The 13853-nt window shown below is 46.0% G+C and carries 6 protein-coding genes, 2 tRNA genes and 3 rRNA genes; 3 read left to right on the plus strand and 8 right to left on the minus strand.

Annotated features, from left to right (window positions below; translation table 11 throughout):
* Positions 1 to 42 precede the first annotated feature (42 nt).
* Positions 43 to 2760, minus strand: a complete 2718-nt coding sequence (acnA, locus tag ACYX4M_RS05460; RefSeq protein WP_476082196.1) for an aconitate hydratase AcnA — start codon at positions 2758 to 2760, stop codon at positions 43 to 45.
* Positions 2761 to 3235: 475 nt separating this feature from the next.
* Here acnA and ACYX4M_RS05465 point away from each other — a divergent pair, with 475 nt between their 5' ends.
* Positions 3236 to 3697 (plus strand): cupin domain-containing protein, encoded by a 462-nt coding sequence (locus tag ACYX4M_RS05465; RefSeq protein ID WP_476082197.1) that lies wholly within the window; start codon positions 3236 to 3238, stop codon positions 3695 to 3697.
* A 176-nt stretch (positions 3698 to 3873) separates the two neighbouring features.
* Positions 3874 to 4620 carry a 2,3-diphosphoglycerate-dependent phosphoglycerate mutase gene (gene gpmA, locus ACYX4M_RS05470; protein ID WP_012516952.1) on the plus strand — a complete coding sequence of 249 codons (747 nt, stop codon included), beginning with the start codon at positions 3874 to 3876 and terminating at the stop codon, positions 4618 to 4620.
* Between the two features lie 124 nt (positions 4621 to 4744).
* Here gpmA and ACYX4M_RS05475 read toward each other — a convergent pair whose 3' ends face one another.
* The 6 genes from ACYX4M_RS05475 to ACYX4M_RS05500 form a co-directional block, all read right to left on the minus strand.
* Positions 4745 to 5746, minus strand: a complete 1002-nt coding sequence (locus tag ACYX4M_RS05475; RefSeq protein ID WP_476082198.1) for a branched-chain amino acid aminotransferase — start codon at positions 5744 to 5746, stop codon at positions 4745 to 4747.
* A 325-nt stretch (positions 5747 to 6071) separates the two neighbouring features.
* Positions 6072 to 6187: ribosomal RNA gene (rrf, locus tag ACYX4M_RS05480) — 5S ribosomal RNA — on the minus strand.
* Positions 6188 to 6320: 133 nt separating this feature from the next.
* Positions 6321 to 9197, minus strand: a 23S ribosomal RNA gene (locus ACYX4M_RS05485).
* A 349-nt stretch (positions 9198 to 9546) separates the two neighbouring features.
* A tRNA-Ile gene (locus ACYX4M_RS05490) sits at positions 9547 to 9623 on the minus strand.
* Positions 9624 to 9660: 37 nt separating this feature from the next.
* Positions 9661 to 9736, minus strand: a tRNA-Ala gene (locus ACYX4M_RS05495).
* Between the two features lie 78 nt (positions 9737 to 9814).
* A 16S ribosomal RNA gene (locus ACYX4M_RS05500) occupies positions 9815 to 11347 on the minus strand.
* Together the 16S, 23S and 5S rRNA genes with 2 tRNA genes alongside form the textbook arrangement of a ribosomal RNA operon.
* 519 nt (positions 11348 to 11866) lie before the next feature.
* On the opposite strand from ACYX4M_RS05500, the gene ACYX4M_RS05505 reads away from it, so the two are divergent.
* Positions 11867 to 13015, plus strand: coding sequence for an iron-containing alcohol dehydrogenase (locus ACYX4M_RS05505; protein ID WP_476082199.1), 1149 nt, complete (start codon positions 11867 to 11869; stop codon positions 13013 to 13015).
* Here the strand turns inward: ACYX4M_RS05505 and ACYX4M_RS05510 are convergent.
* Entirely contained in the window at positions 13012 to 13779 is a 768-nt protein-coding gene (locus ACYX4M_RS05510; RefSeq protein ID WP_476082200.1) for a 3-keto-disaccharide hydrolase, read from the minus strand. The genes ACYX4M_RS05505 and ACYX4M_RS05510 overlap by 4 nt on opposite strands.
* Positions 13780 to 13853 lie beyond the last annotated feature (74 nt).

Genomic DNA, 13853 nt, shown 5'->3' on the forward strand with positions numbered 1-13853 from the left:
AAAAAGGCTGCGAATTAATCACAGCCTTAATCTTATAAACGCTTATCGTTTTAAATACTCTCGAATAACGTAATGAAGAATTCCTCCGTTTTCGAAGTAAGTAAACTCGTTAGATGTATCGATTCTGATGTCCATCATAAAGGTAGTTGTATGCCCCTCGTCTGATACAGCTTTTACTTCAACCTCGGTCTGCCCGCGTTCGACGGCATCAATAGAAAAAGACTCATTGCCCTTAAGCTCTAGAGAGCTCGCACTGTCACCAGACTTAAATTGAAGTGGCAGAATACCCATACCTATTAGGTTAGAACGGTGAATACGCTCGTAGCTTTCAGCTAATACTGCTTTCACACCCATCAAAGAGGGACCTTTAGCCGCCCAGTCTCGACTTGAGCCAGTGCCGTACTCCTTACCACCAATAACAACTGCTGGTACTCCGTCATCTTTATAGCGCATCGCAGCGTGGAAGATAGACATGCTGTCGCCACTTGGATAATGGGTTGTCGCACTTCCTCGTGTACCCGGCGCCAGTTGATTTTGAAGACGAACGTTTGCAAACGTACCTCGCATCATAACCTCATGGTTACCGCGACGAGAGCCATAAGAGTTGAAGTCTTTAGGCTCAACACCTTGTTCCTGAAGGTACTCTCCTGCTGGGCTATCGTTTGCGATGGCCCCCGCAGGTGAAATATGGTCTGTCGTGATTGAGTCACCAACTTTCACTAAGCATCGTGCATTTTCAATTGCTGTTAAGGCTTCCGGCTCTTTACCCATTACTTCAAAGAAAGGTGGGTGCTTGATATAAGTCGACTCTGGCCAGTCATAAACAGATGTTTTACTCACTTCTAGCTCGTTCCATTCGCCGGCGCCTTTAAACACATCTGCATACTTTTCTTTAAACAAATCACCAGTAACGTTTTCAGCAATATATTGCTGAATTTCGTCTTCAGTAGGCCAAATGTCTTTTAAATAAACAGGTGAACCATCACTTGCCTGACCCAGTGGCTCTTTGGTGATGTCTATATTCATATTCCCAGCTAATGCGTACGCAACTACTAGCGGCGGCGATGCAAGATAGTTTGCCGCCACATCAGGATGAATACGGCCTTCGAAGTTACGATTACCTGAAAGCACCGACGTCACCGTAAGTTTAGCCTTTCTGATAGCATCAGTAATGGCATCGGGTAATGGACCCGAGTTACCGATACAGGTTGTGCAACCGTAGCCAACCAAATTGAAGCCTAGTGCTTCAAGCGGGTCCATAAGACCAGCATCTTCTAAATACTGAGTAACAACCTGCGAACCAGGTGCTAATGAAGTTTTTACCCACGGCTTACGGGTTAGACCCTTTTCCGCTGCTTTCTTGGCAAGCAAGCCTGCGCCTACGAGCACTGATGGATTCGACGTGTTAGTACAGCTTGTGATAGCAGCAATTACTATAGCGCCATCTTCAAGGTTAAACTTACTTCCTCTGAACTCCACGAATGAGTCGTGGTCTTCGTCGACCTCGTCTGTTGTGCCTAACCCCGCTTCTGCGATGAGATCGGTTTCTTCATCAAGCACTTTCACGTCAATTTGCGAACGATGCCATTCTTTAAATGCTTCGGCCGCTTTATCAAGAGCAATTCTATCTTGAGGACGCTTCGGTCCAGCTAATGAAGGAACAACGTCGTCTAAGTTTAGTTCAAGGGTTTCATGATACTGGGCATCTTTAGAGTGGTCGTCATGCCATAAGTGACTGAACTTTGCATATTCCTCAACAAGGGCAATTTGATCTTCGTCTCGACCGGTGAGTCGCAGGTAATCTAGCGCAACATCATCAATAGGGAAAATACCGCACGTTGCACCGTATTCTGGTGCCATGTTTGCTATCGTTGCGCGATCTGCTGTGGTTAAGTGTTTAAGGCCCGGGCCGTAGAATTCTACAAACTTTCCAACAACGCCATGTTCACGTAGTTGTTGTGTGATAGTTAGCACCATGTCGGTGGCAGTTACGCCAGCAGGTAACTTACCTGAAAGCCTGAAGCCAACCACTTTTGGTAATAACATTGTTACTGGCTGACCCAGCATCGCCGCTTCAGCTTCAATACCACCCACACCCCAGCCAAGTACGCCAAGGCCATTAATCATTGTGGTGTGAGAATCGGTACCCACAAGGGTATCTGGATATACTAAAGTCTCACCAGCTTGTTCTTTAGTGAACGCACAACGAGCCAAATACTCTAGGTTAACTTGGTGAACGATACCGCGGCCAGGTGGAACCACTTTGAAGTTGTCAAAGCTAGACTGACCCCATTTCAGAAACTGATAGCGCTCTCTGTTTCGCTGAATTTCAATGTCAGTATTCTTTTCGAGCGCATTGTCTTCAGCAAAGTGATCCACCATTACTGAGTGGTCGATAACCAGTTCTACGGGGTTTAAAGGGTTAATTGCTTGCGCATCTCCACCCAAACGATTAACTGCATCTCGCATCGCTGCTAAGTCAACAATAGCCGGCACACCTGTAAAGTCTTGAAGAATAACGCGTGCTGGTACAAAAGACACTTCGTGGTCAACGTGATTGTCTGTATCCCACTTTGCTACTTGCTCAATATCATTACTATTAACGAACTCTTCATCTTCATGACGAATCAGGTTTTCCAACAGAATTTTAATGCAAAAGGGAAGCCTGTCGAGCGCATACTTACTGCCTATACCGTCAAAATTTACCGCCTTGAAGTTTTTGCCGTTTACTTCAAGCTGCGAAAAAGACTTATATGTCATACGCTCACCATCCTTCTTTGCCTGTTCGTGAATATTGTGTACGTTTCAAGTTTACCAACGCAAGAAACGAGCAACGGGTGTTGTCCCGTCGCCTTATTTGTCAATTTGTACGGCCTGAACGTGAAAAAAAGTTCACCTTTGATTAGTTATTGGTAAGCCATCTTTTTCCTTTAGACTTATGTTTTTGACGTGCTGGACTAAAAAAGAGCGCTATAGTAGCGAAAGTCAGCTAGTACGAATAAATACCACTTCTGAGCAGATAGAAGCTTTTGAGCTTTCCTGACACAGAAAGCTTTTGTCCTAATTACAGTTTTAGACAATTACCCATTTACAAAATTGCAACATTCCTGTTTTCTTATAATCTATCAAGCGGTATGCTTAGCACTACGCTAAGCACCTAATAACTTTAAACATGCTCAACAATCGTCAAAGGGCGAGCATCAGTAAAAGTAATAACAATAATAACGAAGTTATCATGACCCATCCGCTTATTAAGAAATACAACCTTGAACCTCATCCCGAGGGAGGTTTTTATCGTCAGGTTTTTCGTTCAGAAAATAAGACTGCATCCTATGTCCATAGTGCCAGTCGACCAGCACTCACCCATATCTATTTTCTTTTACTTAAGGGCCAAGTCAGTCGCTTTCATCGCGTTTTACACGATGAGGTATGGAATCACTACGAAGGTGCCCCTCTACAGCTATTCCAAATTCAAAAACAGCAGTTATGGGAACGCCGTATAGGCGGTGGTAGCAACGATTATGTTGAGGTAGTTGAAGCAGGTAATTTTCAAGCTGCTGCGACTATGGGTGATTACTCACTTGTAGGTTGTACGGTCGCGCCTGGATTCGATTTCGAAGATTTCAGCTTTATTGAAGAGCCATCAATGAAAGAATGGATAAAAGTTGCCCATCCAGACCTGACACGGTTTATTTAATAAATCTCTTATCTTAACTGCAAAGACACGTCTTACCTGCGATTTTATAACCGCTTAAACTGGATTTTTAAGCGCCAATCAAGGATGATAACGGCAGTTTTTAAATATACGTCTGAACGTCCAACTTCTGGAATTATCTCAGACTATTTCACTCTAACGCCGCAGGTAACCCAACTATGTATAAATTGGTACTTATTCGTCATGGAGAAAGTCAGTGGAACTTGGAAAACCGTTTCACGGGCTGGCACGACGTTGACTTGACCGACACTGGTGTAGCACAAGCAAAGACCGCAGGTCAGCTACTTAAAGATGCTGGATTTACATTTGATCAGGCTTATACGTCTGTACTTCTTCGCGCAATCAAAACCCTTAATATTGCCCTTGAAGAGATGGGTCAACACTACCTTCCAGTTGAGCGTCACTGGCGCCTGAACGAGCGTCACTATGGTGCGTTGACTGGCTTAGACAAAGCAGAAACTGCTGCTAAGCACGGTGAAGAGCAAGTAAAAATCTGGCGTCGTAGCTTTGATATTCCACCTCCAGCAGTTGAAGACGACAGTGAGCATTTCCCGGGGCACGACCCGCGCTATAACAACGTTGATGCTGATATTCTGCCACGTGGTGAAAGCCTAAAACTAACTATCGAACGTGTACTACCATATTGGCACGACGTTATTCGCCCAGACATCCAGGCTGGTAAGCGCGTAATTATTGCTGCCCACGGTAACAGCCTTCGTGCGCTTGTTAAGTACTTAGATGGTATGTCAGACGAAGAAGTATTAGGTCTTAACATCCCTACAGGTGTGCCGCTAGTATATGAGCTAGATGAAAACCTTAAGCCCATCTCAAAAGAGTACCTAGGTGACGCTGATGCTATTAAAGCGATGATGGATGCAGTTGCCAAACAAGGCCAAGCTAAGTAAGCAAAAGCCGCGTTGATACTAAAAAGCCTGCTTATGCAGGCTTTTTTATGTGTGTCTGTTTATACCAATCCGCTTAGAAAATTGCTCGCTGAGTGAGTAATGATCTATGCGGATTTGTATTAAACTAGTTTGGCACTTTGACTAACCAGTTGTGAGTATCTTCAGCTTTACCCCATTGAATATCATTCAACGCTTGTCTAAGCTTCATTGTCACAGGGCCAGCTTCACCGCTTCCCACCTGATACTCTTTATCATTATGGATAAACGTACCTACTGGTGTTAGTACAGCCGCAGTGCCAGAAAGCGCAGCTTCTGTATTTGGTTTTGCTGAGCGTTCTAATAGCTCTTCAACTGTAATATCGCGCTCACTTACTTTCATGCCGTGATCTTTAGCAATTTGAAGAACGGTTGCGCGGGTTACGCCGTGTAAGAAGCTTGAGTCGAGCCCCTTAGTAATGATCTCGTCACCGTCAATAAGTAAGAAGTTTGCTGCACCGGTTTCTTGAACGTCACCATTGGGACAAAACAGGATTTGATCAGCCTGCACTTCTGCGCGGGCTTTAAGGATAGGTGGTAATGCACTGGCATAATTACCGCCGCTTTTCACCATTCCCATATGTGAAGCGCACCGCATTCCAGTTTCATCTAACAACAAACGAAGGGGTTTGGCTCCTCCTGCAAAGTAATCACCGACCGGAGACAATAATACGTATAGCATTGAATCTGCTGAAGGCGCAGCAGCTTTCCCGATAGATGCTTCTGTTCCGATATGTGTCGGACGAATGTACATTGAACCTGGAGGCTCTGGTACTTCAGAAGCATATTTCGCAACAATATCGATTATCATCTTTTCAACTTGCGTTTTATCTATTTCAGGCAAATTTAAAAGACGACTACTTTGAGCAAAACGCTCAATGTTCTTGTCCATTCTAAAAATATTGATGCTGCCATCTTCGTGTTTAAATGCCTTTAAGCCTTCAAAACAAGTGCTTGAATAGTGGAGCACATGCGCACCAGGGTGAAGTGAAATGCTGTCTGCACTGACAAATTCGGTGTCAGTCCACTTATCGTTGACAAAGGTAGCAAGTGCCATTTGTGGCATAAATACTGTACCGAATACGGCCATTGGTTCGTCCTATTTACTTCGACTAAAATGTTATTCGCAAGAGTTTACCAAAAAACCTACACATTGCTAAAAGTAAGTCGATTCTATTAAGGCTTTTATCGAATAAGAATGTCTACAAATACTGACAACACTAAAATAATGGGGTCAGAGTACATTTCTACTTATCAAATAAAGGGGTCAGAGTACTTTTCTCTGACTTAGCTGCACTGGGGGATAAGGGAATAATTATGTCCTGATGCTTAAAGTAATAAAGTACTCTGACCCCATTATTTTTCTTTCTTCCAAACGCAAAAAACCCGCCGTTAGGCGGGTTTTTCTTAATGGGACCTGGCAGTGTCCTACTCTCACATGGGGAAACCCCACACTACCATCGGCGCTAATACGTTTCACTTCTGAGTTCGGAATGGAGTCAGGTGGTACCGTATCGCTATGGCTGCCAGGAAAAACTGGTAACAATCTAGAAAACTGGATATCAATTCAATCGTGAGTAACTACTTTTCACTCTACTTGCTGCTCTTTATCAGAGCTTAGCTTGTCTACAACACTCAAAAGCCTAAAGCTTTTTGGGCGTTGTATGGTTAAGCCTCTCGGGCAATTAGTACAGGTTAGCTTAACGCCTTACAACGCTTCCACACCCTGCCTATCAACGTCATCGTCTATAACAACCCTTCCAGAACTTAAAGTTCAGGGATGACTCATCTTTGGGCCGGCTTCCCGCTTAGATGCTTTCAGCGGTTATCCGTTCCGAACATAGCTACCGGGCAATGCCATTGGCATGACAACCCGAACACCAGCGGTTCGTCCACTCCGGTCCTCTCGTACTAGGAGCAGCTCCCATCAATCATCCAACGCCCACACCAGATAGGGACCGAACTGTCTCACGACGTTCTAAACCCAGCTCGCGTACCACTTTAAATGGCGAACAGCCATACCCTTGGGACCGACTTCAGCCCCAGGATGTGATGAGCCGACATCGAGGTGCCAAACACCGCCGTCGATATGAACTCTTGGGCGGTATCAGCCTGTTATCCCCGGAGTACCTTTTATCCGTTGAGCGATGGCCCTTCCATACAGAACCACCGGATCACTATGACCTACTTTCGTACCTGCTCGACGTGTCTGTCTCGCAGTTAAGCTAGCTTATGCCATTGCACTAACCTCACGATGTCCGACCGTGATTAGCTAACCTTCGTGCTCCTCCGTTACTATTTGGGAGGAGACCGCCCCAGTCAAACTACCCACCAGACACTGTCCACAATCCCGATAAGGGACCAATGTTAGAACATCAAACATACAAGGGTGGTATTTCAAGGACGGCTCCACACAATCTAGCGACTGTGCTTCAAAGCCTCCCACCTATCCTACACATGTAGGTTCAATGTTCAGTGCCAAGCTGTAGTAAAGGTTCACGGGGTCTTTCCGTCTAGGTGCGGGTACACAGCATCTTCACTGCGATTTCAATTTCACTGAGTCTCGGGTGGAGACAGCGTGGCCATGGTTACACCATTCGTGCAGGTCGGAACTTACCCGACAAGGAATTTCGCTACCTTAGGACCGTTATAGTTACGGCCGCCGTTTACCGGGGCTTCGATCAAGAGCTTCGTCCGAAAACTAACCCCATCAATTAACCTTCCGGCACCGGGCAGGTGTCACACCCTATACGTCCTCTTACGAGTTTGCAGAGTGCTGTGTTTTTAATAAACAGTCCCAGCCACCTGGTCACTGCGGCCTCCATTTGCTTACCACGCGAAGTGTTCACAAACAGAGGCGTACCTTCTCCCGAAGTTACGGTACAATTTTGCCGAGTTCCTTCACCCGAGTTCTCTCAAGCGCCTTAGTATTCTCTACCTGACCACCTGTGTCGGTTTGGGGTACGGTTCATATAATCATAAGTTTAGAAGCTTTTCCTGGAAGCAGGGCATCAACAACTTCACTCCCTTGGGAGCTCGTCTCGTGTCTCGGCCTTGAAAACCCGGATTTACCTAAGTCTTCAGCCTACGCACTTTCACTTGGACAACCAACGCCAAGCTTGCCTAGCCTTCTCCGTCCCTCCATCACTGATTATATAAGTACGGAAATATTAATCCGTTTCCCATCGACTACGCATTTCTGCCTCGCCTTAGGGGCCGACTTACCCTGCCCTGATTAGCATGGGACAGGAAACCTTGGTCTTCCGGCGTGGGAGTTTTTCACTCCCATTATCGTTACTCATGTCAGCATTCGCACTTGTGATATGTCCAGCAAGCTTTACAACTCACCTTCATCCACTTACACAACGCTCCCCTACCCAGCAAGTAAACTTGCTGCCGCAGCTTCGGTATATTGCTTAGCCCCGTTACATCTTCCGCGCAGGCCGACTCGACTAGTGAGCTATTACGCTTTCTTTAAAGGGTGGCTGCCTTCTAAGCCAACCTCCTAGCTGTCTATGCCTTCCCACATCGTTTCCCACTTAGCAATATTTTGGGACCTTAGCTGGCGGTCTGGGTTGTTTCCCTCTCCACGACGGACGTTAGCACCCGCCGTGTGTCTCCCGGATAGTTCTCATTGGTATTCGGAGTTTGCAAAGGGTTGGTAAGTCGGGATGACCCCCTAGCCTTAACAGTGCTCTACCCCCAATGGAATTCGTCCGAGGCTCTACCTAAATAGATTTCGGGGAGAACCAGCTATCTCCCGGTTTGATTGGCCTTTCACCCCCAGCCACAAGTCATCCCCTGACTTTTCAACGTCAGTGGGTTCGGTCCTCCAGTTGATGTTACTCAACCTTCAACCTGCTCATGGCTAGATCACCGGGTTTCGGGTCTATACCTAGCAACTAAACGCGCAGTTAACACTCGCTTTCGCTACGGCTCCGTTATTCACTTAACCTTGCTACTAAATATAAGTCGCTGACCCATTATACAAAAGGTACGCAGTCACCCCGAAGGGCTCCCACTGCTTGTACGTATACGGTTTCAGGTTCTATTTCACTCCCCTCACAGGGGTTCTTTTCGCCTTTCCCTCACGGTACTGGTTCACTATCGGTCAGTTAGGAGTATTTAGCCTTGGAGGATGGTCCCCCCATATTCAGTCAAGATAACACGTGTCCCGACCTACTCGATTTCACTGTAAAGATTGCGTCGTGTACAGGGCTATCACCTTGTATCGCTCCTCTTCCCAAAGGATTCCACTACATTCAATACAGCTTAAGGGCTGTTCCCCGTTCGCTCGCCGCTACTAGGGGAATCTCAATTGATTTCTTTTCCTAAGGGTACTTAGATGTTTCAGTTCCCCTCGTTCGCCTCGTTACGCTATGTATTCACGTAACGATACCTGTAAACAGGTGGGTTTCCCCATTCGGACATCTGTGGCTCAAATGCATTTTGTCGGCTCACCACAGCTTTTCGCAGACTTACACGTCCTTCATCGCCTCTAACTGCCAAGGCATCCACCGTATACGCTTCGTCACTTAACCATACAACCCCAAACAGCCTTTTGACTTCTGTCTAAGTTATGTCGCATGAATGACAAGCTAATCGGAAGAATTGCCTTGCTATCAATAAATTGATAACAAGCAATTCAGTCAAGTAGAGTAAAAAGTTCATCTTTCGATTTCTCAGTTACTCAATTTTGATTGATTACTATTAATATCAGCTTTCCAAATTGTTAAAGAACATTTGATGTTTCCTGCAGAAGCAGTACTTTCATCTTTAGAGTAAAAAACCCTAATCAATGCTTACTGAAACAGTAAATATTCATTAGGATTTCGGGTCCAACGTGACACGTTTCTACCTTTGTTACCTTCCTTTTTTAAAGCAAGGAAATGGTAGGCTTGGGCAGACTTGAACTGCCGACCTCACCCTTATCAGGGGTGCGCTCTAACCAGCTGAGCTACAAGCCTTCAGTACTTCGCTTATGCAAGCTCAGTGTCAAGTAGATGGTGGAGCTAAGCAGGATCGAACTGCTGACCTCCTGAATGCAAATCAGGCGCTCTCCCAGCTGAGCTATAGCCCCATAAACTTGTGTCGTTCTTCATTTTAAACAAGACTATCTGTGTAGGCACTGCATCAAGTGCGTCTTTCGACGTAATGGTAAGGAGGTGATCCAACCCCAGGTTCCCCTAGGGTTACCTTGTTACGACTTCACCCCAGTCATGAAACACAAAGTGGTAATCGTCCTCCCGAAGGTTAGACTAACTACTTCTTTTGCATCCCACTCCCATGGTGTGACGGGCGGTGTGTACAAGGCCCGGGAACGTATTCACCGCAGTATTCTGACCTGCGATTACTAGCGATTCCGACTTCATGGAGTCGAGTTGCAGACTCCAATCCGGACTACGACATTCTTTAAGGGGTCCGCTCCACATCACTGTCTCGCTTCCCTCTGTAAATGCCATTGTAGCACGTGTGTAGCCCTACACGTAAGGGCCATGATGACTTGACGTCGTCCCCACCTTCCTCCGGTTTGTCACCGGCAGTCTCCTTAGAGTGCCCAACTTAATGCTGGCAACTAAGGACAAGGGTTGCGCTCGTTGCGGGACTTAACCCAACATCTCACGACACGAGCTGACGACAGCCATGCAGCACCTGTGTCAGAGTTCCCGAAGGCACCAATCCATCTCTGGAAAGTTCTCTGCATGTCAAGTGTAGGTAAGGTTCTTCGCGTTGCATCGAATTAAACCACATGCTCCACCGCTTGTGCGGGCCCCCGTCAATTCATTTGAGTTTTAACCTTGCGGCCGTACTCCCCAGGCGGTCTACTTAGCGCGTTAGCTTCGCTACTCACGACTTAAAGTCACAAACAGCTAGTAGACAGCGTTTACGGTGTGGACTACCAGGGTATCTAATCCTGTTCGCTACCCACACTTTCGCACATGAGCGTCAGTCTTTGGCCAGGGAGTCGCCTTCGCCACTGATGTTCCTCCAGATATCTACGCATTTCACCGCTACACCTGGAATTCCACTCCCCTCTCCAAGACTCTAGTCTGCCAGTTCTAAATGACCATCCCAGGTTGAGCCCGGGGCTTTCACATCTAGCTTAACAAACCGCCTGCGTGCGCTTTACGCCCAGTAATTCCGATTAACGCTCGCACCCTCCGTATTACCGCGGCTGCTGGCACGGAGTTAGCCGGTGCTTCTTCTGTTGTTAACGTCACGGCTAGCAGGTATTAACTACTAACTTTTCCTCACAACTGAAAGTGCTTTACAACCCGAAGGCCTTCTTCACACACGCGGCATGGCTGCATCAGGGTTTCCCCCATTGTGCAATATTCCCCACTGCTGCCTCCCGTAGGAGTCTGGGCCGTGTCTCAGTCCCAGTGTGGCTGATCTTCCTCTCAGAACAGCTAGAGATCGTTGCCTTGGTAAGCCTTTACCTTACCAACTAGCTAATCTCACTTGGGCCTCTCTTTGCGCCGGAGCCTAAGCCCCGTTTGGTCCGAAGACATTATGCGGTATTAGCAGTCGTTTCCAACTGTTATCCCCCTCGCAAAGGCAAGTTCCCAAGCATTACTCACCCGTCCGCCACTCGTCATCTTCTAGCAAGCTAGAAATGTTACCGTTCGACTTGCATGTGTTAGGCCTGCCGCCAGCGTTCAATCTGAGCCATGATCAAACTCTTCAATTAAATATATCGAAATATGAATCGTCGTTGTGACACTCTTAACGAGTGCCCACACAGATTGTCTTGTCTAAATTGTTAAAGAACGTTGCGACTTCGTCGCAATTCACTAGAAGCCGTTCGCTTCTTAGTGACCCACCCTGTTCGAGTGAGGTGCGCATTATACGCTGGAAGTTTTCGTTGTCAACACTTTTTGAAAATTTATTTTCTAAAGCGTTTCTTCTAAACTCCCGTCTTTACTGGCCTATATAGGTAGTAGAGACTCACTTCAGGAGGCTTGCTGTTTTGCTTTTCCCCCGAAGCGGATGCGCATTTTAGGGAAATGAGCGCTCACGTCAACACTTATTTCGAAAAAAACCTTATTTTTCGATCGTTTGCACAAACAACACACAAAGTGTTCATTAAAACCACGAATCAACCTCACTTTTAACCATCTATAAGCTTAGTTAAGTGGTATCCGCTGTGTTGTACTATAAATTAAATAGCTCGTAACTAATAAAATTACGTCCATATCAGGAGCATTCTATGAAGGTTTCGGAATTTAAGACCGCGGGAAAACTCATTACTGGACTTGGTGCAATTAAAGCCCTCGCTGATGAAATGAAACGTTTAGGCATAAGTAACTGTGCAGTGTTAACTGATAAAGGCGTATCTTCATCAGGACTTCTCGACCAAATACTCACGCTAGTTTCTTCTGAACCTGTACTTATTATTGATGATATACCTCCTGAGCCAGAAGTAGATGTTATAGAAGAAAAGCTGCGCTTGCTTCGAAAGAAGAAGGTAGACGGAATAATCGCGCTGGGTGGAGGCAGTGCGATTGATAGCGCTAAAGTACTTGCCGCCACTTATGACTATACCGGCCCTCTTGCAGAGCTCTTCGGAGAAAATACGCTTAAACAAAGAAACCTCCCCCTTATTGTTATACCCACTACCGCAGGTACAGGCTCCGAAGTTACCAACATTGCTATTTTGTCAGACCCGATAGCACAAATGAAAAAAGGGATTGTTAGCCACTGCTTGTTACCCGATGTTGCTATTGTTGCACCTGAGATGACAAAAACATGCCCACAGTCGATTACAGCAGCGAGCGGTATAGACGCATTCGTTCACGCGCTTGAAGCTTATATAAGTGTAAATGCCAGTCCAATTACCGATGCACTAGCAGAGAAAGCACTGAAGCTTATCTTTAATTCATTACTTCACGCTTATAATAATGGTGAGAATTTGTCAGCACGTGAAGATATGGCTACCGGCAGTTTAATGGCCGGTCTTGCGTTTGGAAACGCAGGCGTGGGGGCAGTACATGCCTTAGCTTATCCACTAGGGGGCAGATTTCATTTATCACATGGTATGAGTAACGCGGTAATGCTGCCTCACGTTTTGAAAGTTAATGCGCCGTTCTGCCAAGACAAACTTTATTGTGTGGCTAAACTTTTAAAGGTATGTGAGCGTCACCACTCAAAAGAGGAAGCAATTAAACTATTATTAGTTGCAATAGAAAAACTGTGTCGCGATGTAGGTATTCCCGCTTCACTCACCCACTTCAATATTCCGGCATCTTGTGTAGGTGAATTAGCTGAAGAGGCGAGTAAAGTAACTCGCCTTCTTCGCAATAATCCCAAGCAATTAAGTGTTGAAGAGATTGAAGATATCTATCGGCTTGCTTTTTAAAGTGGTCTTACCCACATATTTTTAAAGCTTACTAAGTTGCCGTGATCTTGCAATTGAAGCGGCGCGCATCCGTGAGCTTTGTATTTAGGTGCACCGATCCACTCTGTTGTCCCTTGAATTTCAGTATGGTTCTGAACCACTACGCCGTTATGTATTACCGTAACATAGCCCTTTGTTGCTAACTCTTCACCGTTAAAGGTAGGGGCTTTATAGATAATGTCATAGCTTTGCCACTCACCAGGGGACTTCATAGCATTAACTAACGGGATAGTTTGCTTATATACACTTGCCGCCTGACCATTGGGATAGGTCTTGTTCTGGTATGAGTCTAATACCTGAATCTCGTATCTTTGTTGAAGGAAAATACCGCTATTATTACGCTGCTGTCCTTCCATACCGGCTTCTGGCTGAGGCGCTTTCCACTCTACGTGCAACTGAACATCACAAAACTCTGCTTTCGTTCTGATATCGCCTGTTCCCGGCTTCACAGTTAGTACACCGTTTTCCAGCGTCCACTTAGCATCACCTTCCTTTACTGAAGTCCAATTAGATAGGTCATCACCAATTAACGAGATGGCATCAGAGGGCACGCCTGCCTTATCAAAAGAAACCACTTCAGGAACAGGTTCCCAAACTTCCGTTTTAGCGGCCTGCTGTTCACGAGTTAGACGTGATTCACTTTTTTCGGTATCTAATTCTGTTGTAGCAAATGCGCTAAGCGGCATAAGTAGCGCCACCGTAGAGGCAACAATAGCTTTATTCATTATGTAAGCACCTTTTCTAAACTGTTTCATCACTATGCAGCGATTGTCTTTCCTGTTTTTACCCTATTCGCACT

This window comes from Alteromonas sp. ABV4_150 (genome assembly GCF_056311745.1).

Bases quoted from the DNA above. Each gene is read 5' to 3' on its own strand.
- acnA (WP_476082196.1), bottom strand. From the start codon at position 2,760: ATGACATATAAGTCTTTTTCGCAGCTTGAAGTAAACGGCAAAAACTTC.
- ACYX4M_RS05465 (WP_476082197.1), top strand. From the start codon at position 3,236: ATGACCCATCCGCTTATTAAGAAATACAACCTTGAACCTCATCCCGAG.
- gpmA (WP_012516952.1), top strand. From the start codon at position 3,874: ATGTATAAATTGGTACTTATTCGTCATGGAGAAAGTCAGTGGAACTTG.
- ACYX4M_RS05475 (WP_476082198.1), bottom strand. From the start codon at position 5,746: ATGGCCGTATTCGGTACAGTATTTATGCCACAAATGGCACTTGCTACC.
- ACYX4M_RS05505 (WP_476082199.1), top strand. From the start codon at position 11,867: ATGAAGGTTTCGGAATTTAAGACCGCGGGAAAACTCATTACTGGACTT.
- ACYX4M_RS05510 (WP_476082200.1), bottom strand. From the start codon at position 13,779: ATGAATAAAGCTATTGTTGCCTCTACGGTGGCGCTACTTATGCCGCTT.